21 protein-coding genes are annotated in these 19,714 nt (G+C 71.3%); 10 read left to right on the top strand and 11 right to left on the bottom strand.

The annotated features are described in order from the left end of the window. Positions 1 to 347: 347 nt before the first annotated feature. Together AC3RJ7_RS12055 and AC3RJ7_RS12050 are read left to right on the top strand one after the other, a co-directional pair. Positions 348 to 539 (top strand): DUF5302 domain-containing protein, encoded by a 192-nt coding sequence (locus AC3RJ7_RS12055; protein ID WP_491456068.1) that lies wholly within the window; start codon positions 348 to 350, stop codon positions 537 to 539. An 86-nt stretch (positions 540 to 625) separates the two neighbouring features. Then, the gene (locus AC3RJ7_RS12050; RefSeq protein WP_491456067.1) at positions 626 to 832 is read left to right on the top strand and encodes a dodecin family protein; all 207 of its coding nucleotides are present in this window, start codon (positions 626 to 628) and stop codon (positions 830 to 832) included. A gap of 78 nt (positions 833 to 910) precedes the next feature. Here the strand turns inward: AC3RJ7_RS12050 and AC3RJ7_RS12045 are convergent, their stop codons facing one another. Continuing rightward, positions 911 to 1,408 carry a hypothetical protein gene (locus AC3RJ7_RS12045; RefSeq protein ID WP_491456066.1) on the bottom strand — a complete coding sequence of 166 codons (498 nt, stop codon included), beginning with the start codon at positions 1,406 to 1,408 and terminating at the stop codon, positions 911 to 913. A gap of 312 nt (positions 1,409 to 1,720) precedes the next feature. Here AC3RJ7_RS12045 and AC3RJ7_RS12040 point away from each other — a divergent pair, with 312 nt between their 5' ends. Beyond that, positions 1,721 to 5,761 (top strand): DUF3376 domain-containing protein, encoded by a 4,041-nt coding sequence (locus AC3RJ7_RS12040; RefSeq protein ID WP_491456065.1) that lies wholly within the window; start codon positions 1,721 to 1,723, stop codon positions 5,759 to 5,761. On the opposite strand, the gene AC3RJ7_RS12035 is transcribed toward AC3RJ7_RS12040, so the two are convergent. Further along, the gene (locus tag AC3RJ7_RS12035; RefSeq protein WP_491456064.1) at positions 5,736 to 6,368 is read right to left on the bottom strand and encodes an FMN reductase; all 633 of its coding nucleotides are present in this window, start codon (positions 6,366 to 6,368) and stop codon (positions 5,736 to 5,738) included. The two genes, AC3RJ7_RS12040 and AC3RJ7_RS12035, sit on opposite strands and share 26 nt — an antisense overlap. After that, positions 6,365 to 7,594 (bottom strand): LLM class flavin-dependent oxidoreductase, encoded by a 1,230-nt coding sequence (locus AC3RJ7_RS12030; protein WP_491456063.1) that lies wholly within the window; start codon positions 7,592 to 7,594, stop codon positions 6,365 to 6,367. Before AC3RJ7_RS12030 ends, AC3RJ7_RS12035 begins: the two co-directional genes overlap by 4 nt. 130 nt (positions 7,595 to 7,724) lie before the next feature. Between AC3RJ7_RS12030 and AC3RJ7_RS12025 the strand changes: the two genes are divergently transcribed. Next, entirely contained in the window at positions 7,725 to 8,531 is an 807-nt protein-coding gene (locus AC3RJ7_RS12025) for a glycosyltransferase family 2 protein (RefSeq protein ID WP_491456062.1), read from the top strand. Between the two features lie 50 nt (positions 8,532 to 8,581). Here the strand turns inward: AC3RJ7_RS12025 and AC3RJ7_RS12020 are convergent, their stop codons facing one another. Beyond that, entirely contained in the window at positions 8,582 to 9,490 is a 909-nt protein-coding gene (locus AC3RJ7_RS12020) for an alpha/beta fold hydrolase (protein ID WP_491456174.1), read from the bottom strand. Positions 9,491 to 9,539: 49 nt separating this feature from the next. Between AC3RJ7_RS12020 and trxA the strand changes: the two genes are divergently transcribed. Beyond that, positions 9,540 to 9,929 (top strand): thioredoxin, encoded by a 390-nt coding sequence (gene trxA, locus AC3RJ7_RS12015; protein WP_491456061.1) that lies wholly within the window; start codon positions 9,540 to 9,542, stop codon positions 9,927 to 9,929. Between the two features lie 40 nt (positions 9,930 to 9,969). On the opposite strand, the gene AC3RJ7_RS12010 is transcribed toward trxA, so the two are convergent. Genes AC3RJ7_RS12010 through AC3RJ7_RS12000 form a run of 3 tightly spaced genes read right to left on the bottom strand, consistent with a single transcriptional unit; the run spans position 9,970 to position 12,595 of the window. Then, a complete protein-coding gene (locus tag AC3RJ7_RS12010) occupies positions 9,970 to 10,596 on the bottom strand; it encodes a hypothetical protein (protein WP_491456060.1) in 627 nt (208 codons plus the stop codon). Positions 10,597 to 10,633: 37 nt separating this feature from the next. Next, complete coding sequence (locus AC3RJ7_RS12005; protein ID WP_491456059.1) at positions 10,634 to 11,521, bottom strand: LLM class flavin-dependent oxidoreductase; 888 nt, start codon at positions 11,519 to 11,521, stop codon at positions 10,634 to 10,636. 9 nt (positions 11,522 to 11,530) lie between these two features. Next, positions 11,531 to 12,595: an EamA family transporter gene (locus AC3RJ7_RS12000; protein WP_491456058.1), complete on the bottom strand. Its 1,065-nt coding sequence runs from the start codon at positions 12,593 to 12,595 to the stop codon at positions 11,531 to 11,533. Between the two features lie 120 nt (positions 12,596 to 12,715). On the opposite strand from AC3RJ7_RS12000, the gene AC3RJ7_RS11995 reads away from it, so the two are divergent. Beyond that, positions 12,716 to 13,264: a CGNR zinc finger domain-containing protein gene (locus tag AC3RJ7_RS11995; protein WP_491456057.1), complete on the top strand. Its 549-nt coding sequence runs from the start codon at positions 12,716 to 12,718 to the stop codon at positions 13,262 to 13,264. A 131-nt stretch (positions 13,265 to 13,395) separates the two neighbouring features. On the opposite strand, the gene rpsO is transcribed toward AC3RJ7_RS11995, so the two are convergent. From rpsO to AC3RJ7_RS11980, 3 genes are all read right to left on the bottom strand, one after another. Further along, positions 13,396 to 13,665: a 30S ribosomal protein S15 gene (rpsO, locus tag AC3RJ7_RS11990; protein WP_231431357.1), complete on the bottom strand. Its 270-nt coding sequence runs from the start codon at positions 13,663 to 13,665 to the stop codon at positions 13,396 to 13,398. A 109-nt stretch (positions 13,666 to 13,774) separates the two neighbouring features. Then, positions 13,775 to 15,004 carry a type II toxin-antitoxin system death-on-curing family toxin gene (locus AC3RJ7_RS11985; protein WP_491456056.1) on the bottom strand — a complete coding sequence of 410 codons (1,230 nt, stop codon included), beginning with the start codon at positions 15,002 to 15,004 and terminating at the stop codon, positions 13,775 to 13,777. A 98-nt stretch (positions 15,005 to 15,102) separates the two neighbouring features. After that, positions 15,103 to 15,723, bottom strand: coding sequence for a TetR family transcriptional regulator (locus AC3RJ7_RS11980; RefSeq protein ID WP_491456055.1), 621 nt, complete (start codon positions 15,721 to 15,723; stop codon positions 15,103 to 15,105). A 133-nt stretch (positions 15,724 to 15,856) separates the two neighbouring features. On the opposite strand from AC3RJ7_RS11980, the gene AC3RJ7_RS11975 reads away from it, so the two are divergent. The 3 genes from AC3RJ7_RS11975 to AC3RJ7_RS11965 all read left to right on the top strand — a co-directional run bounded on the left by AC3RJ7_RS11975 (position 15,857) and on the right by AC3RJ7_RS11965 (position 17,655). After that, entirely contained in the window at positions 15,857 to 16,618 is a 762-nt protein-coding gene (locus AC3RJ7_RS11975) for an SDR family NAD(P)-dependent oxidoreductase (RefSeq protein ID WP_491456054.1), read from the top strand. A 92-nt stretch (positions 16,619 to 16,710) separates the two neighbouring features. Further along, a complete protein-coding gene (locus tag AC3RJ7_RS11970) occupies positions 16,711 to 17,088 on the top strand; it encodes a DUF488 domain-containing protein (protein ID WP_491456053.1) in 378 nt (125 codons plus the stop codon). Positions 17,089 to 17,205: 117 nt separating this feature from the next. Beyond that, positions 17,206 to 17,655, top strand: a complete 450-nt coding sequence (locus AC3RJ7_RS11965) for a CHRD domain-containing protein (protein WP_491456052.1) — start codon at positions 17,206 to 17,208, stop codon at positions 17,653 to 17,655. Between the two features lie 25 nt (positions 17,656 to 17,680). Here AC3RJ7_RS11965 and AC3RJ7_RS11960 read toward each other — a convergent pair whose 3' ends face one another. Continuing rightward, a complete protein-coding gene (locus AC3RJ7_RS11960) occupies positions 17,681 to 18,535 on the bottom strand; it encodes a CPBP family glutamic-type intramembrane protease (RefSeq protein WP_491456051.1) in 855 nt (284 codons plus the stop codon). A 73-nt stretch (positions 18,536 to 18,608) separates the two neighbouring features. Here AC3RJ7_RS11960 and AC3RJ7_RS11955 point away from each other — a divergent pair, with 73 nt between their 5' ends. Beyond that, positions 18,609 to 19,694: a M4 family metallopeptidase gene (locus AC3RJ7_RS11955; RefSeq protein ID WP_491456050.1), complete on the top strand. Its 1,086-nt coding sequence runs from the start codon at positions 18,609 to 18,611 to the stop codon at positions 19,692 to 19,694. Positions 19,695 to 19,714: the final 20 nt, after the last annotated feature.

Below are 19,714 nucleotides of genomic sequence, written 5' to 3'. Positions count from 1 at the left end.
CACCCCGTGTGGGCGCGACTCGTACGAAGGAGCAGGAACAGGCATTACGAATCGCAAGAGCTTGCGTTCACGCTGGCCACCAGTAGAAGTCCACCAATCGTCGGTCGAGTAGCGCGAAGCGCGTATCGAGACCACGTTTGGTGATCCACCACAGGGGACCAGCTTCCTGCCGGCCTGCTCCAGACGGTCGCCCGGGCGAATCGCACGGGTAACCGCCTGCAATGCTAGCAGAGCGGCCGTTTTCGGGCCGTGAACTGCGGATGTCGCGTGGCCGACGTGCCCGGTCGCACGCGCCGCTCCCCCGGCCGTGCGGCACTCGCCGCGGCATCCATGCCAGACTCGAACGCATGGCAGCCGACGATGCGAAGCCCACCGGCCCCTCCGACGAGACGAAGCGCAAGTTCCGCGAGGCGCTCGAGCGCAAGAACAAGGCGTCGAAGCAGCGCGAGGGCGAGGCGCACCTCGACGGCGGCGGCCAGGCGCACGACGCGCACGGACCCGCGTCGCACAAGCGGGAGTTCCGCCGCAAGAGCGGCTGACCGGCCGACCTCGGGTCAACCCCTCGCGGCCGCGCGCCGGAAGGCGGATGATGGGGCGGTACGCCGATCGTTCGAGGAGGAACGCCATGGCTACCGTCGCACGAGTCACCACCATCACCGTCCGCTCCGATGTGAGCTTCGAGGACGCCGTCGCCGCGGGAGTCGCCCGCGCCGCCGAGACGCTGCGCAACGTGAGCGGCGCCTGGGTGAAGGAGCAGAAGGTCGAGGCGACCGACGGGCGGATCACCGGCTGGTCGGTGACGCTCGAAGTGACGTTCGTGCTCGACGACTGAGCGTCGTCGGACAGCGGGCATCCACAGCGCGACCCGGCGGAGGCGCAACCGCTCCCCCGCCGGGTCGGCGCGTGCCGATCAGACGGGCGAACCCGAGCTGAACGTGCCGGGCAGCGAGATCGATGCTCCGCTCGTGAGGTCGGCGACCATGACGTCCGACCACGTGACCGCGGTCAGCGTCGACGTCTGACCACCGGGGCAGTCGAGCACGTCATCCGCCGCGGGCGGGCTCAACCTGAGCGAGCCGACGAGGTTGCCGTTCTTGCCGGCGGTGAAGACGCCGCTCTCCGAGACGTCCGCCGAGATGGTCGTCTTCTTCGGGTCGCTCGGGTTCTTGCCGCCGTTGTTGATGCACTGGTAGGTGGCGTCGAGATGCGCCGTCGCCTGGACGGTCTCGACGGAGCCCGACGACAGGCCGGCCTCCTTGAACTGGACGACGAGGTCGACCCCGTCGGCCGACGCGCTCGTCGCGCTCTTGATGAAGTGCGGGCTGCCGCCCGCCATGGCCGGGCCCGCGCCGACGAGCACGAGCGCCGCCGCCGCGGCGAGCGCGACCAAGGCCTTGCGAATGGACATGGTGGATCCTTCCGATCGGGTTTCGAAATCGGTGACCCGGCCGTCGTCGACCCGCGAGACCTCGTGACCCGCCCCGATCGGATTGCGCGCGGTGTTCGCGGCCATCCGGCCGCGTCCCGACTGCAAGGCTACCGCCGGTGTCCGCACGGCGCGAGAGTATTCGAGGATTCCTCGGTTGTCTTCGTCCGGATCCGAAGAACCGCGCCGCTCCGCGCGTGTTCAGTGCCTTCCCGGATGTCTCGGCGGGGCCGCCGTCCTACGCTGATGCCGGTCCGCTGACCGACGGGCCGCGCCTGGACGAAGGAGTCGGCGATGTCCGATGCGACGTTGACCCACGACTACGTGGAACTCGTGCTCGATCCCGACCGGCCGCGAAGACGCGGCGCCGAACCCGTGTACGGCTCCTTCCCCTACCCGGCCGGCACCGACGCCGCGCCGGGACGGCACGGCCCGGCCTCCGTGCCCGACCCGAACCCGCGGGTCTACCTGCCGGCGGGTGCTCGGCCGTTCCACTCGCGCGGCCTCCGAGTCGCGCTCGCGATGAAGGGCGGCGTCAGCCTCGCGGTCTGGATCGGCGGCGCCGTCGCCGAACTGGACGTCCTCCGACACATCCGCATCTATCGGACCGAGTCCGACCCGCGTCCGCGTGCGCTCCTCATCGATCCCTCGAGCTCGGCGACCGACCGGTACCTGCTCGCGCGCGCCGACGTCTACGCGCAACTCCTGTACTCGCGGGGATACGACCGAGTGGAGTTCGACGTCCTGGCCGGCGCGAGCGCCGGCGGGCTGAACGCGGTCATGTACGCGGTCGCGCAGCGGGCGGGCGTCGACGTCAACGGCCTGCTCCCGGTGTGGCTTCGCGCGGGTTCGGCGTGGAGCCTCCTGCAGCCCGGCCGGCCGGCCGCCTTCGATTCGGTCTTCCGGGGCGACGAGTACTTCTGGAGCGAGCTCACCAAGGAGCTCACCGGAATCGGCACGCCGCCGGACGCCGCGATCCCGTCGTCGGGACGCCGATCGCTCATCGCACCGCATGTCGTCGTCGACCTCTCGGCGACGCTCATCGACGGGCGCGACACGAGCGAGCGCAGCGCGGCGGAGGGTCACGCCCACTTCCGATTCGTCGGCACCGACGACGACCCCGTCCCCGACCGCGCCGTACCGAAGTTCGACCGGCTCGGCGACCCTCGCGGCACCCGCTTCACCCGCGACGTGCAGCGGATCGCCTACGCCGCCCGTTCGACGTCGTCGTTCCCCGGCGCGTTCGAACCGGCGCTCATCTACTCGAGCGACGACGCCCTCGCCGCACCCGACGTCGTGGCGAATCCGCCCGACATGCGGAACGTGTTCAGCGCGCATCGCGTCGACGGCGCCCACCATCCGTTCCGGGTCGTCGACGGCGGCGTGCTCGACAACATCCCGATCGACCGGGCGCTGCGTGCGGTGCGCAACATCCCGGCGAACGAGCATGTGAACCGGGTGCTCGTCTACCTCGATCCGTCGCCGAAGGAGATGTCGCACTGGCTCATCCGCGCGAACCGATACGAAGGCCCGGTTCCCGAACTCCCGCCCGATCCACGCACGCAGCGACGGGACCCGCTCTCCCGGTTCCTGTCCCCGATCCTCGCCGCGGTGAGGAAGCAGGCGAGCGGCGAGAACAGCGAGGACGAGATCGACGGCGTCGACGCGGCGCGCACGGCGCAGATCGTCGCGAAGGGGCGCGGTGCGATGCTCGCCGTGCGCCTCGGCACGCAACCCGCGATCGGCGCCGACGGCGCCCCGTCCGCCGACGAGGTGGCGTACGCGAGCATGCGCTCCGCGACCGACCTCGAACTGCTTCGCGACGTCCTCACCCGCCCCGGTGAGTGGGCCCTCGGCACCGACCTCCTCGAGCGCCCACCGCGTCGGGCCCTCGACCGTCTCGACATCGGGCGGTTCGCGCCGGTCCTGCGCGGCGCGCTCGGCGAGTTCGTCGCCGATGGGATCGACGGCGTGCCGCCGGATGCGATCTCCCACGGCGCGCAGACCCTCGTCGACGCGGCGTTCGCGTGCCTCTCGTGGGTGCGGGCGATCGAGGACCACGCCTTCCGCTCGATCGGTCTCGCCGAGCTCGATTCGAAGCTCGCCGCCCGACCGGAGACGGCCGAGCCGAGCCGTCGGGCCCTGCGGGAGGCGCTGTACGCCACGCTCCGGCGCGCGCGCGACCTCCGCGACGCCGCGATCGCGGGCGTCATCGACGAGGTCGACGGGATGTCGCGGCAGGAGCGGGAGCTCACTCCCGAGCGGGCGCGCGACCTCGCCGTCACCTGGCTCGCAGGCAACGCGGCGTCCGCCCGGGAGCGTGGAGAGCTGTGGACCGAACTCGACCGGATCGTCGTCTGGCTGCAGCACGCCGCCCGAGTGCTCTCGCGATCGGAATCGACGCGGTGGACGGATTCGCCGTGGCACCGCTTCCCGCCGCCCGAGGAGCGCATCGTGCTCGCCCGCGAGCTCCCGCTCGTATTCGGCGGGAGCGGCATCCCCGTGCCTGACTCGACGATCCGGTTCCACACGATCGGCTCCGACACGCAGCCGTCCAGGACAAAACGGTTCCGCACGCTGCTCGACGCCCAGATCCTCGAGGGCTATCGCGCGGCGCTCGCGAAGGACGCCTCCGAACTCGATCGGGAGAGCGTCGCGCGACTGCTCGACGACGGAGCGCTCCGCTCGACGTCGAAGCTCGCGGGCCTTCGCATAGCCGCCTTCGCCGGCTTCCTGAGCGGCGCATGGCGCCGCAACGACTGGTGGTGGGGCCGGCTCGACGCCGCGGCCGGGCTCGTGCGGCTGCTCGACAGCATGGAGCCGGCACCGACGCCGGCACCGGCCGGAACCGACGCGACCACGGCGGACCGCGGCCGACCGCCGGACGACCTGGCCGGCGCGGCTCCGGGGGTCGAGGTCGCCGTGGAGCGGGTGCAGGACGCCCTGCTGCGACAGCTCGACCGAGACGCGGACGTGAGGCCCTACGCGGATGCGACGCCGACCGGAGAACCGGACGAGATCCGCGGGCGGTTCGTACGGGGCGTGCAGGACGTGGAGTCGCTTCGATCCGGATACCGGCTCGCTCTAGCCTCTCGCACCGTGCGGTCGGTCTCGGCCGCGATGGTGCGCGGCAGCGGCGCCGGCTCGCCCACCCGAATCGCGCACTGGCTGCTCCGGCCGTTGCTCGTGCTCGTCCCGACGCTCCTCTCCCCGCCACGGCTCGTGCTCGCTGCGGTCGTCATCGCCTGCGGCGTGCTGCTCACGTGGCCGCAGCTCGACCATCCGCTCGATCCGGCTGCGACGATCCCGGACAGCGGCCCGGTCATCGCGGTCATCACGATCGCGCTCATCGCGTTCGTCGTGCTGCGGCTGGTGGCGAGCGGCCGGACGCACCGCGCCCGCGCCCGCATGGTCGCCGACGTGACGGGTTCCGACTCCCGCCAGTCGGCCGTGATCGAGCATGCCGAACGTCGCTCGGCCCCGGTCCGCGCGGCGCTCGTGGTGCTCGCGTTCTGCTTCATCGCGCTCTTCGTGCTCGCGTGCATCTTCTACCCGCTGTGGGGCGTGCCATTCTGGGTCACCCTCGTTGCCGCCGTCACGGTCGGCGAGATCGCGGGCCGCCGGTTGCGCACGGTGCCCTCCGCCCGGCGCTCCCGTCCGTGGCGCTGGGTCCTGGCCATCGCGCTGAGCGTCGTCGCCGTCGCCGTGACCGCACAGCTGGCGCTGATCCTCGGCGACCTCGCGAACCGGCTCGACCGGCCGTGGGCCGGCATGCTTCCGGGCGCGGCGGCAGCCGCCGTCGTCGCCGCGGCGCTCGCCACCACGCTGTTCGCCCAGGCCATGCGCTGGCGCCAGCTGATCGCGGTCGTGCTCGTCGCGGCGATCGTCACGGCACTCGCGGTCGCGTCGACCGGATGGGTGTTCGAATCGATGTCGCAGCTCGAAGCGCTCGACGTCGGCAGCAGCACGAACGCGCTGGATGACGGCGAGTTCCGCCCTGAGGTCCAGGCGGCCGCCGGCCTCGAGGCCCTTCGGACGGCGATCGCCTTCCTCGTCTCGGCGTGGGTCGCCGGCACGGTGCTCTGGTGGGCCCCGTGGTTCCGCGGAGTCGAGACCGGCGAGGACGCCAAGCCGCACGACGGCGTCTACGACCTGGAGCCCGGTTCACTGGTCGACGCCGCGCACAGCGCGGGCGAGGACCGCGACGATCGCGACGAGCACGAGGTCGATGGCCGCCCGGCCGGTCGAGTCGCCGAACCGGACCGGCCCCGCGCGGACGCGGAGCCGGCCCGGTCGCCGGAGGTCGCGACTACTCCCCCGCCAGGCCTCCGATGAGGTGGCCGAAGGGGCGGTCGAGCTGGAACGGGTCGTTCACGAGCTGCGAGCGGTCGGTGCGCTCGACGAGGTCGGCGAACTCCTTCGCCCCGCGGAAGATGCGGTCGGGAAGCGATCGCACGCCGTCGCCCTCCGATCCGCCCCAGTCGCTCGTCGCGGCGAAGACGCCCGTGGTGACGGGCACCGCGTGCAGGTAGGTGAACAGCGGGCGGATCGCGTAGTCGATCGCGAGCGAGTGCCGCGGCGTGCCGCCGGTCGCGCCGATGAGCACGGGCAGGTCGGTGAGCGCCTGCGGGTCGATCACGTCGATGAACGACTTGAAGAGGCCCGCGTAGCTCGTCGTGAAGATCGGCGTCACGGCGATCAGGCCGTCGGCCGAGGCGACGGCTTCGAGCGCCTCCTCGAGCTTCGGCGGGGCGAAGCCGAGCAGCAGGTGGTTCGTGATGTCGTGCGCGAGCTCGCGCAGCTCGAACGTGCGGACCTCGGCCTCGACGCCGCGCTCGGCGAGCGCGGCGACCGCGTCGGCGGCGAGCCGGTCGGCGAGTTGGCGGGTCGAGCTCGGGGTCGAGAGGCCCGCCGAGACGACGACGATCCGCTTGGCGGTCATCGGGCCACTCCCTGACGGGTCGCGGCGGGGCCGAAGGCCGAGCCGGTCGACTTCGCCGACGCGGCGACCTCGTCGGTGTCCTGGTACGGCGAGCCGACCGTGAGGTTGTCGCCGCGGTTGGCGTTCGGCGTCGCCTGGCGGGGCGCCTCGTCGCCGTACTTCGCCGTCACGAGCGAGGCGTGGGTGGGCGCGTCCGGGACCTCGGCCGGGCGGTTCTTCGCGAACTCCTCGCGCAGCACCGGCACGACCTCCTCGCCGAGCAGGTCGAGCTGCTCGAGCACGGTCTTGAGGGGCAGCCCCGCGTGGTCCATGAGCCACAGCTGGCGCTGGTAGTCGCCGACGTAGTCGCGGAACGAGAGCGTCCGGTCGATGACCTCCTGCGGGCTGCCGACCGTGAGCGGCGTCTGCTGCGTGAACTCCTCGAGGCTCGGCCCGTGGCCGTAGACGGGCGCGTTGTCGAAGTAGGGACGGAAGTCGCGCACCGCGTCCTGCGAGTTCCTGCGCATGAACACCTGGCCGCCGAGGCCGACGATCGCCTGCGCCGCGGTGCCGTGGCCGTGGTGCTCGAAGCGCTGGCGGTACAGGGCCACCATGCGCTGGGTGTGCGAGGCGGGCCAGAAGATGTGGTTCGAGAAGAAGCCGTCGCCGTAGAAGGCGGCCTGCTCGGCGACCTCGGGCGTACGGATCGAGCCGTGCCAGACGAACGGCGGCACGCCGTCGAGCGGCCGCGGGGTCGAGGTGAAGCCCTGCAGCGGCGTGCGGAACTTGCCCGACCAGTCGACGACGTCCTCGCGCCACAGCTTGTGGAGCAGCTCGTAGTTCTCGACGGCCAGCGGCAGGCCCTGGCGGATGTCCTTGCCGAACCAGGGGTAGACGGGCCCGGTGTTGCCGCGGCCGAGCATGAGGTCGGCGCGGCCGCCCGAGACGTGCTGCAGCATCGCGTAGTCCTCGGCGATCTTCACCGGGTCGTTCGTGGTGATGAGCGTCGTCGCGGTCGACAGCTGGAGCGTCGAGGTCTGCCCGGCGATGTAGGCGAGGGTCGTCGTCGGCGACGACGACCAGAACGGCGGGTTGTGGTGCTCGCCGAGGGCGAAGACGTCGAGCCCGACCTCCTCGGCGTGCTTGGCGATCGTCAGGGTCGCCTGGATGCGCTCGGCCTCGGTCGGCGTGCGGCCGGTCGTCGGGTCCTGCGTGATGTCGCTGACGGTGAAGATACCGAACTGCATGATGCTGCTCCTGGGCTCATCGGGTGATGCGTCGATTCTATGCGTTTGCATATATCTCTTCCAACCGGGGTCGTAGCCACGGTATTCCCGATCGGCCGGATCGATCGTTCGCGGCGATACACTCGGCCTGATGAGCACGATCTCGGTCGTCATTCCGTGCCTCGACGACGCGGAGTTCCTCACCGCATGCCTCCGCGCCCTTGCGACCCAGTCGCGCCCGGCCGACGAGGTGATCGTCGTCGACAACGGCTCGAGCGACGACAGCGCCGCCGTCGCGCGGGCCGCCGGCGCACGAGTGCTCGTCGAACCGCGACGAGGCATCTGGCCCGCCACGGCGACGGGATTCGACGCCGCGCGCGGCGAGATCCTCGCCAGGCTCGACGCCGACTCGGTGCCCGCGACCGACTGGCTCGCCGAGATCGAACGACGCATGTCGGGCCGCGACCGGCCGACCGTGGTCACGAACGGCGGCACGTTCTACGGGCGTACCGCGATCGTGCGCTGGATCGCGCGCAACATCTACATCGGCGGCTACTTCACCGTCGTCGGCGCGCTGCTCGGCCACCCTCCGATCTTCGGTTCGAACTACGCCATGCGCGCCGATGCCTGGCGTCGCCTCCGGCACCTCGTGCACCGCGAGCGCGCCGACGTGCACGACGACCTCGACCTGGCCTGGTGGATGCAGCCCGGAATGACCGTGGTGCGCGACCGGCGGCTCGCCGTCGGGGTCTCGGCGCGGCCGTTCGACACGGCGGCCGGGCTGTGGCGGCGCGTGCGCATGGCGTTCCACACCATGTCGGTCGAATCCCGCGAGTGGCCGCCGATCGCCCGCCGCGCCGAACGACGGCGCGCTCCCGCCTGGGTCTGGGAATCGCCCGAGCTCCGCGAGGCGGCCCTCGATCACGACGCCGACGACGACGGCGCACTGCCCGCCTGACGGCGAGCCGCACCTGAGCGCTCCGCGACGCCCGGCACGAGGCATCCCGCTCACGGGCCGGAGGCCGACTGGCTCGCCCTGAACAGGGCGAGCAGGTCGCGCACGAGCTGGTGCGGCGCGGTCTCGCACGGGCTGTGGCCTGTCGGGTACGCCGCGAACCGGGCTCCGAGCTCTCGGGCCGAGCGCTCGTGGAGCTCGCGCGGCCAGAGGTCGTGCTCGCCGACGGCGACGAGTTTCGGCACCGGGGTCGCGGCGAGCTCGGCACGCACGTCGGGCGTCGCCATCATGAGGCCGATGATGTCGTCGACGCTGTCGCGCCGGGTGAGGGCGAACCGCTCGCGCACGAACGCGAGTCGCCCCGGGGGCACCTTGTTGAGGTTGTTGCGGATTCCCCACAGCATGAGCGCCGCCCCCTGTCGCGGCGTCGTGAACCCGCTCAGCGCGCCGATGCGCTTGACGCCGCGGAACGCCTGCCCCGGTTCGGGCGGCGAACTCAGCAGCGTCAGGCTCGCGAACCGGTCGGGGCGCTCGAGCAGCGCGAGGCCGGCGAGCGTACCGGCGAAGCTGTACCCCAGCACGTGCGCGGAGCCCCGGCCGTCGTCGAGTACGGCGACGAGGTCGTCGAGGAACAGCCGCTGGTCGTAGTGCTCGCGCGGGGGGTCGAGGTTCCACGGTCCGGCCTCGAACGACTGGTACTGGCCCGCGAGGTCGAACGACTCGACCCGGTAGCCGGCGTCGGCGAGCAGGGGCATCATGAGGACGAAGTCCTCCTTCGAGCCGGTGGCCCCGGGCACGAGCACCACGCGCGGCCCGTCGGCCGGGCCGAGCGCGATGCGGGCCAGCGGACCGCTCGGTGCAGCGAAGCGGGTGCGCTCGGTGCCGGGCGGGAGCTCATGCCAGTCGATGTCGGGCAGCGCCTCGTCGAGCGCCCTCGCCTCGTCGATCGCCGCCACGACCATCACGATAGCGGCTGGGCGCCCGCTCAGGCTCGTCGCCTACGCTGGAACGATGGCTACCGTCGCGCTCACCCTGGACACCTTCGAGAAGACCATCCTCGAGGGCGGAACCGTCTTCGTCGACTTCTGGGCCGCGTGGTGCGGCCCGTGCCGTCAGTTCGCGCCCAACTACGAGGCGGCCGCCGAGGCGAACCCCGACCTCGTCTTCGCGAAGGTCGACACGGAGGACCAGCAGCAGCTCGCCGCCGCGATGAACATCACGTCGATCCCGACGATCATGGCGTTCAAGGACGGCATCGGCGTGTTCGCCCAGGCGGGCGCGCTGCCGCGCCCGATGCTCGACGAGCTCGTCTCGCAGGTCCGCGCCCTCGACATGGACCAGGTGCGCGCCCAGCTGGCGCAGGAGGAGGCCGGCGAGGCCACGGGCACCGACGGCGTCTGACACGGTCGCCCGACGCACGGCCGTCTGACGGCCGCGTCGGTCAGCCCGCTTCGGGCGTGCTCCTCGACGCCGGCACCGCGCGCTCGAGCCCCGAGAGGTCGAGCTCGACGCCGAACGGGCGTTCGGCTCTCGTGATGCGGGCGGGGACGCGCACATAACGACCGCGCTGGGCCAGCCCATCGAGCCGGTCGCGCCAGGCCGCGTCGGTCGCCTCGCCGAGGAACCCCGCGTGGCGCGGCCGGTCGCCGCCGACGAGCTGCACGCCGATGCGGTACCGCCGGGACAGCCAGCGGTTCGCCCGTGGCACGAGAACGGCCGGCTGGTCGGGGCCCCCGTGGAGTCGCGCGAGTTCGATCGCGGGCTGGTGCCGGCGGACGTCGTCGACGGTGGCGACGGCGCGCACCTCGCGCTCGACGTGCGGCGCATCGACGATGTCGAGCCCGTCGAGGCTCCTGAGGTCGCCCCACTGGTCGGGGTTCGTGCGATGGCGACGGAGGAGCCCGGCCACGACCCAGCCGACGGCGGCGACGAGCGCGATCGTGAACGGCCAGAACAGCCACGGCGGCGACTCGGGTCGCACGCCGCCCGTCGCGATCAACAGGACGAGGGCGACGAGGTACGGCAGCGGCTCCCAGGCGAGCAGGGGCTTCCGTCGGGGCGCAGACACGCTGAACAGCGTATCGCGGGATGACTCGGCGCCGAGGTCAGCGGAGGGCGCCGAGCCGGCTCGCGACCTCGTCGAGCACGCGCCCGTCGCCGGCGTAGATGCCCTCGGGCCGCGGCCAGTGCGCGACGACGTCGGTGAACCCGAGTTCGCGGGCGCGTCCGACCGCCTCCTCGAACGCGTCGACGCTCGCGAGGCTGAATCTGGCCTCCGAGTCGAGCGAGAGGGTGCGCGCGATCGACCCGGGCTCCCGCCCGGCCGCGTCGCACGCCGCGTCGAGCCGCTCGACGAGGCGTGCGACGCCGTGCCACCAGGCATCCGTGCCGTCGTCGTCGCCGCCCGTCGTGACCCACCCCTCGGCGACGGCGGCGGCGAGCGCGAGGCCGCGCGGGCCGTTCGCCGCGAGGTGCAGCGGCATCCGCGGCCGCTGGGCCGGCTCGCCGACCATGCGGGCGCCCGAGGCGGTGAACCACTCGCCCGTGAACGAGATGCCGGATCCCCCCGGTTCCTCGAACCGCAGCAGGGCATCGAGGCCGCGCACGAACTCCTCGAACCGGTCGGCCCGCTGTCTCGGCGTGAGCTCGGGCTGCCCGAGCACTCGGGCGTCGAATCCCGTTCCGCCCGAGCCGATGCCGAGCAGCACGCGCCCGCCGGCGATCTGGTCGATGGTCGCGACGTCCTTCGCGAGGGTGACCGGGTGACGGTAGTTCGGGTGCGACACGAACGTCCCGAGGCCGATGCGCTCGGTGACCATGGCCGCGGCGGTGAGGGTCGGGATCGTCGCGTGCCAGCGCTGCCCCGCGAGGCTCCGCCACGCGAGGTGGTCGTAGGTCCAGGCGTGGTCGAAGCCGTACGCCTCGGCCTCGCGCCAGTACCGGGCGGCGTCGGGCCAGTCGAACTGGGGCAGGATGACGATGCCGAATCGCATGGCCGTAGCCTAGGCCGAGCGGTGCGGATGCGGGGCGGGGCCGGCCGGCGGCCGGCCGGCGTCGCTCGCTCGACGTGCGCGTCGGTCGTCGGCCATGACGTCGATCGTCGGCGTCGAGGCCGTGACCGGCACCGGCTCCGCGCCCAGCTCGACCGCGGCTCCCGGCAGTTCCTGCCGTTCGAGCTTCACGCAGACGATGCCGGCGAGGATGAGCAGGCCGCCGAGGATCTGCAGCGGGCCGAGCGCCTCGCCGAGCAGGATCCACCCCGCGATCGCCGCGAAGACGACCTCGGAGAGCCCGAGGAACGCGGCGAGTCGCGAGCCGAGCATGCCGATCGACGCGATGCCCGCCGTGTACGCGAACGCGGTCGAGACGATGCCGACGGCGAGGAGCGGCACGAACCATGGCACCGGCGTGCCGAGGAAGGGCACGTCGGCGGTGGTGGCCCCCATCGGCAGCAGCCCCGTGAGCCCGGCGATCGCGAGCGCGATCGCCGCGACGACGAAGCCCGCGGCGATGAGGGCGAGCGGCGGCAGCTGCTCGGCGGCGGACTCGCCGACCGCGTAGTAGACGCACACGCCGATCATGGCGAGCGCTGCGAAGGCGATGCCGAGCGGGTCGAGGCCGCCGCCGCCCGGACCGATCACGAGCACGAGCCCGGCGAGCGCGAGCACCGAACCCGCCAGCACGACCCGCTGCGGCGTGCGCCGGGAGCGCAGCCATGCGAACAGCACGAGCGCGATCGGCGCGAGGTACTCGATGAGGAGCGTCATCGACACGGGGATGCGCTCGAGCGACGCGTAGAAGAAGAACTGCACGCCGGCGACCGCGACGAGGCCGTAGAGCAGCACCGTCCACCTGGCGCGCCACAGCGGGCGCAGGTCGCCGCGCAGGGCGATGAGACCCGGGATCGCGAGCAGGACGGCGGCGATCGTGATGCGGGCGAGCACCGCGGCCCCCGGCGACCAGCCGCCCTCGATGAGCGGCTTCACGAAGACGCCGCCCACGCCGAAGCCCAGGCTCGCGCCGAGCCCGAGCATGATGCCGAGCACTCCGCGCCGCTGTGACGTCATGTCGCCTCCCGCCGTTCGCAACCGTTTCCGTTGTTCCCCGAACCCCAGCCGATCGAGGCCGCGTCAGGAGTGAACACCGTTATGCTCGTGACAGTACCCCTCGCCAAGGTCAGGAGTCAAATGCTTTTCACCGATGACACCGTCGCTGCACTCGAGTTCATGGCGGCGCTCGCCGACACCGTTCCCGGCGCGTCCGAATCGGGCGACGACGAGCTGTCGACGACGGCCCAGCTCGGCGCGCTGATCGGCGCCTGGCGGTACTCGGGCCGGCACGACGGCGACGCCCGCGAGCTGGCCGAGGTGCGCGAGGCGCGCGAGCGCATGCGGGCGATCTGGGGCCGCCCGCGCGACGAGGTCGTCGACGAGGTGAACGCGATCCTCGCCGAGGCGGGCGCGCTCCCCCGACTCGTGCGCCACGACGGCGCCGACTGGCACATCCACGCGACCTCGCCCGACGCGCCGCTCGCCGAGCGCATGCTCGTCGAGGCCGCGATGGCACTGGTCGACGTCGTGCGCGCCGACGAGACCGAGCGCCTGCGCGAGTGCGCGGCCGACGACTGCACGGGCCTCTTCGTCGACCTGTCGAAGAACGCGTCCCGCCGCTACTGCAGCACGCGCTGCGGCAACCGGATGGCCGCGCGGGCGCATCGGGCGCGCAGCGCCGACTGAGCGCGCCACGCCGGCCCGCCGACAGGGTCAGCCACGAGGCATCCCGGGCATGACGAAGGCCCCCGGCCGAAACGGCGGGGGCCTTCGCAAGAAGTTCGCGGTGTCTTCGAGAGCCGCGCGGACTGCCGTGCTTAGCGGCGCAGCCCGAGACGCTCGATGAGCGAGCGGTAGCGCGCGATGTCGACATCGGCGAGGTAGCCGAGGAGACGACGGCGCTGACCGACGAGGAGCAGCAGGCCACGACGCGAGTGGTGGTCGTGCTTGTGCTCCTTCAGGTGCTCGGTGAGGTCCTTGATGCGCTTGGTGAGCAGCGCGATCTGGACCTCGGGGGATCCAGTGTCACCGGGGTGCGTCGCGTACTCTTCGATGATCGCCTTCTTGACGTCTGCTTCGAGTGCCATAGATGGGATCCCCTTTCTTCTCGTTGCGCGCTGCCCGGGGCGGGATGCCTGGGCTCTCTTGATGCGCGGCCGATTTCACGGCAACCTCAATACTCTAGCACCCTCCGAGTCACACTCTTGCCAACTGCCTGAGCAGCCCTCGGTACTGCTCGATGAATTCGTCGGGTGATTTCTCGTCGCCGTAGAATATTACGGAATCGACATCGTGTTCTTCGTCGAGTCGCAGCTCGCGTCGCAGATTCTTGATCGTGCCGAGACCGACTTCGCGGCCGTCCCCGCCCGTCGTGAGGGGGAAGGTATATGTCTCCGTCCTGCGAAGTCCAAACCGACCCCGCACTTCAGCGGTTCGGCGAATGACAACTCCCGTCCCGCGCGTGCTGATCTCGCATCCGTAGTCCTTCTGAAGGATTGCCCGAAGCCGCCGCCATGTAGTCGGCCGTTCAGAACGCGCGATCGCTCGCGAGTTCTTCCGGATCCACTCCGCAATACACAACACCTCCCGATCGGCAAAGAGGTCGTAGTCATAGCCGGTGGGAAGAACGCGGTGCTGCGTAACCTGAAGGATCCACCTGAATAGTTCATCCTTCGACACCGTGTCCCTCAGCCACTGATTGTGTCGGTCGAGGAAGACGAGCATGGCCACCACGGCTGTCCGCTTGTTTCCGTTATGGAACGGATGGTTGTGTACGAGCGAGTGCACGAGGGCGGCGGCAGCCATCTCAATTGTTGGGTACTTCGCCTGCGTGGTGCGTCCAGTCGTTGGTCGAGTCGCAGCACTCTCGAGTGCATCCGCGTTCTTTACGCCGGGCGGCCAGATCGGATCGTACGCCTCAGCCGCATCGCGTTCGAGCGCTTCATGTATCCGAATGATCTCTTCTCCGGTCAGAAAGTTCGATGCTTGCTTCTGGCCGACGTTCGCCCAGACCAATGGAGGGGCTGGCAAACTCGGCGGCTCGTCAAGCTGGCTCGTTCTCACTCGATACGCGAGGTCCGTACCGTGATCACTTGACTCGAAATAGCGACGAAGCTTGGTCAATGCACCTTTCGGGAGAGTCGTCGCGTTACTCGAGACTCGGAAACCAAGTTCAACGAGAACAGCATTTAGCTCGGCATCGTTGCATCCGAGAGCATCGAGCCAGTAGCGCCTTTTCCGAGTCTCAGCCGAGCCAGGAATACTGAACGCGCGAAGCGCCTTCTTCGCATCCTCCGGAAGGATTCGGGACGAACCGTCCAGCGGGTAGGAGATATCAGCCTCGTACCACAGCCGAACCAGGACTTCTTCGACTTCGAGGCCACTCTGCTTGGCGATATCTCGAACGAGTATTGAACCGCGTGACAATCTTCCCCCTCACCTTCGAGCAGTATGCAGAGCGTAGCGTCGACCGCTGACTTCCCGGCACCTCGTTCCGCGCCCGAGTATCCTCTGGCCAACCGGCCTCAGTCGAGCGGCCCCTCGAGCAGGGCCAGGGCTGCGTCGACCGCCTCCGCGGGGGTACCGGTTCCACTGCGCGCCCACCACCGCATCGCGCTGAATCCCGCGGTCACGTAGAGGTCGGCGAGCAGGTGCGCCCGCAGGGAGGCCGGCTCGCCGAGATGCGGCTCGAGCAGCTCGTGCACGGCGCCGAACTTCGCGAGCCCGTGGGCGAGCACCGACGGGTGCTCGTCGATGATGCGGAGGCGTCGACGGGTGACCTCGAGCAGGTCCGCGGGGAACTCGGCCATCGCGACGTAGGCGCGGTGCAGGGCGGCGACGGCCGTGGTCGCCCCCGATGCAGGCTCGGCACCGTCGAGCGCGAGTGCGGCCTCGAACCGCGCGATCGCCTCGTCGAAGCCGCCCCACACGAGGTCGGGCTTCGACGGGAAGTAGCGGAAGAGGGTGCGCCGGCTCACGCCGGCGGCGTCGGCGACGTCGGCCATCGTCACCTCGTCGAAGCCCCGCTCGGTGAAGAGCGCGAGCGCGCGGGCCGCGAGCGCCTCGGCGTCGACCTCGACGGGGCGGCCTCGGGTCGCGCGCGACGACTCCCCCGCGGACGGCGCGGCGTTCGTCGAAGCATCCATGATCACCCCGCCATTCTCTCGGGAACATTTTATGGCACTGAGTGTTATAACTGGTGGACCGGCCTTGAACCGACCGGCGAACCCCGCGACGCCGCGCATCCCACGACGCCGCACTCACCGCTGAGGAGCAGCAATGAACACCGCCATCACCCCCGGACGCTTCGACGGCAAGGTCGCGATCGTGACCGGCGCCGGATCGGGCATCGGCCTGGCCACGACCGTGCGGCTCGCCGCCGAGGGCGCCCGCGTGATCGCGGCCGACGTCTCGAAGGAGCGCCTCGACGCGCTCGTCGCCGAGCACCCGTCGCTCGACATCGTCGCCGTCGCGGGCGACATCACCGTCGAGGAGAACGTGCAGGCGCTCGTCGCCGCCGCGGGCGAGAAGATCGACGTGCTCGCGAACGTCGCCGGCATCATGGACGCGTTCCTGCCCGCCGCCGAGGTCGACGACGCCACCTGGGAGCGCGTCATGAACGTCAACGTCACCGCCGTCATGCGCCTCACCCGCGCCGTGCTGCCCACGATGCTCGAGCGGGGCTCGGGATCGATCGTCAACGTCACGAGCGAGGCCGGCCTGCGCGGCGCCTCGGCGGGCGCCGCCTACACGACCTCGAAGCACGCCGTCGTCGGCTTCACGAAGAACACCTCGGTGATGTACTCGGGCTCGGGCGTGCGCGTCAACGCGGTCGCCCCCGGCGGGGTCAAGACGAACATCGAGGCGCCGTTCCACTCGGAGCACGCCGGCAAGGTGCTGGGCCCCGTGCTCGGCGCCCTCGCCCTCGTGCCCGCTGAGCCCGAGCAGCTCGCCGCGGCGATCACGTGGCTCCTCTCCGACGACTCGGCGAACGTGTCGGGCGTCGTGCTGGCGTCGGACGGCGGCTGGTCGGCGATCTGACCGACCGCCTTCACGAACCGGATGCCTCGTGCCGCACGTCGCGGCACGAGGCATCCGTTGCTTCTGCGCACCGCCCCGGCGAGACTGGGGCCATGGCCTTCGTGATCAAGCGCGTGTACGAGCCCGCCGCCGCGGGCGACGGGTACCGGGTGCTCGTCGACCGGCTGTGGCCGCGCGGCGTGAGCAAGGAGCGGGCCGAGCTCGACCAGTGGGACAAGGACGTCGCCCCCTCCCCGGAACTGCGCACCGAATGGCACCACGCCCCCGATCGCGTCGGCGACTTCGAGCACTTCGCCGGGCGGTACCGGGCCGAGCTCGACGAGAACCCCGCGGCGGCGGCGCTCGTCGGGCTCGGTCGCGAGCACGATCGCGTGACGCTGCTCTACGGCGCGCGCGACACGCAGGCCAACCACGCCGAGGTGCTGCTCGACTGGCTCGCCGCGCACGGCGCGGAGGTCGACCGCGGCTAGAGCGATCCCGGCATGCGGGGCGGGCTTCGCACCCCGAATGAACGGCCGATCGCCCCTTGAGGCCGCCGGCCGCCCGGCGTAGCGTGCGACATGACCCGAAGGAAGCGAGCTCTCACCATGATTGCGAAGCACCCGACCGGAACCACCGTCCTCGCGCTCGCGGCCGTCGCCGCGCTCACGTTCGGCAGCGCCGCCGCCGCGCAGGCGCAACCACCGGGCACCCCGGCCATCCCCCTGAACACCGAGCAGGAGACCGCGGACGTGACCGGAAGCGCGCACGGCTTCTTCGCGTACGAGATCGACGGCGACACGATCTGCTACACCCTCACGGTCGAGGGGCTCACGACCGCTGCCGTCGCCGCGCACATCCACCTGGCTCCGCGCGACGTCAACGGCGGCGTCGTCGTGCCGCTCGCGGTCGAGGGATCGACCGAGTTCACCGTCTCGGACTGCACGACCGCCGACGAAGCGGTGCTCGACGCCATCGCCGAGAGTCCGCGCGAGTACTACGTCAACGTGCACACGACGACGTACCCGGGCGGCGAGATCAGGGGTCAGCTGAAGTAGCGGCGACCCGGCTGCGCGAACGCGATCACGGCACGAACGGGAAGATCGCGGGAGCCCCCGTGTGCGCGTAGACGATCACGAGGAACACCACGAGGTCGAACAGGAGGTGCACGACGAGCACGTAGGTCAGCGATTTCGTGAGCTTGAACGTGTAGCCCTGCACGAGCGCGAACGGGATCGTGAGCAGCGGCCCCCAGCTCTGGTAGCCGAGCTCCCAGAGGAACGAGACGAAGACCGTCGCCTGCAGCAGGTTCGCCTGCCACGCCGGGAAGTGGCGCATGAGCAGGGCGAACACCGTGCAGATGAAGAAGAGCTCGTCCCACGTGCCGACGGCGGTCACCCCCACCGCGAGACGGCCGATCTCGTTCGCGTCGTCGACCGCCGGCCAGTTCTCGTAGACCCCGGACCCGATGAAGTAGGCGGGCAGGATGAGCCAGCCCGCGAGCGTGACCCCCGCGAGGTAGGCCCACTGCGTGCGCGTCCATCGCCGGCCGGTGCGCCACGGGAATCGGATCGTCCGCTCCCGGTAGACGACGCGCGAGATGAGGAAGGGCACGGCGACCGCGAGGCCGAGCACGACCGTGAAGCGGAGCATTCCGGCGTCGCTGAGGTCGGCGTGGAGCGACATCGTCGAGATGATCGCCTGCCCGATCGCGATGAGCGCGAGATCGGGCGCGAGGCGCTCGGTACGACCGGATCGGTCGCAGATCCAGGCGACGATCACGCCGACGGCGAGCGCGGCCCAGCCGGCCCACTGCCACCGGAGGCCGAACAACAGCACCGCGGCCCCGCACACGAGGATCGCCGGCGCGAGCGCGACGGGATGCGTGCGGAGGGCCGACGACGAGACGGCGGGAGGGTCGGTACGGGCGGCGGGCACGCCCCCAGCATGGCATGCGACGCCGCACGGAGCGGCGCACCCGAATGTCGCCGGCGGGTGCGACGATCGAGGCATGCCGCAGACGATCGTCCCGCCCTACCTGCTCGACCGCATCGCCGACTCGGCCCACCGCTTCCCGCTCGCGGCCGAGGCGGCACGACGGTCGCTGCTGCACGACGCGCCGCGGCGCGAGCTGCGGGGTGCGCCGCCCGTCATCCCGCACGAGCACGAACCGCGGCAGCCCGCGGCGCTGCCCGACGCGCCGTCTCACCCCGACCGTCGCATCTCCGACGCCGAGCACGCCGAGAAGCTGCCGGGTCGGCTCGTGCGGCGCGAGGGCGAACGCGCCACCGGCGACGAATCGGTCGACGACGCCTACAACGGGCTCGGCGACACCCACCGGCTCTTCGACCGCGTCTTCGGACGCGACTCGATCGACGGGTCCGGCATGCCGCTCGAGGCGACGGTGCACTTCGGCGACCGCTACGACAACGCCTTCTGGGACGGCGAGCGCATGGTGTTCGGCGACGGCGACGGCGAGGTCTTCCGGGGATTCACCGACTCGCTGAGCGTCATCGGGCACGAGCTCGCGCACGGCGTCACCGAGCACACGGCGGGCCTGCGCTACCAGGGCCAGCCGGGCGCGCTCAACGAGCACGTCTCCGACGCGTTCGGCGCGCTCGTCGAGCAGTACGCCCTCGGTCAAGACGCCGAGGCGGCGACCTGGCTCATCGGCGAGGGCATCTTCACCGACGAGGTGCAGGGCCGCGCCCTCCGTTCGATGATCGAGCCCGGCACCGCCTACGACGACGACGTGCTCGGGCGCGACCCGCAGCCGGCGCACATGCGCGACTACATCGAGACGACCGACGACAACGGCGGCGTGCACCTCAACTCCGGCATCCCGAATCGTGCGTTCGCGCTGGCCGCGCGCGAGCTCGGCGGCTTCGCCTGGGAGCACGTCGGGCGTATCTGGTACGACGCCCTGACGTCCGGGCGACTCAGCACGACCGCGACGTTCGCCGAGTTCGCGGCCGAGACGGTCGGGCGGGCCGAGGCGCGCTTCGGCGTCGACTCGCGCGAGGCGCGGGCGGTGCGCACGGGCTGGCAGTCGGTCGGCGTCCTGCCCGCGCCCGGCGACGCCGAGCGCGACGCCTGATCGAGGAGTAGCATCCAGCA

The sequence above is a fragment of the Agromyces solani genome, from assembly GCF_058349925.1.
The sequence above is the reverse complement of the archived record's forward strand: the minus strand, read 5'-3'. Positions and strand labels throughout refer to the sequence as shown.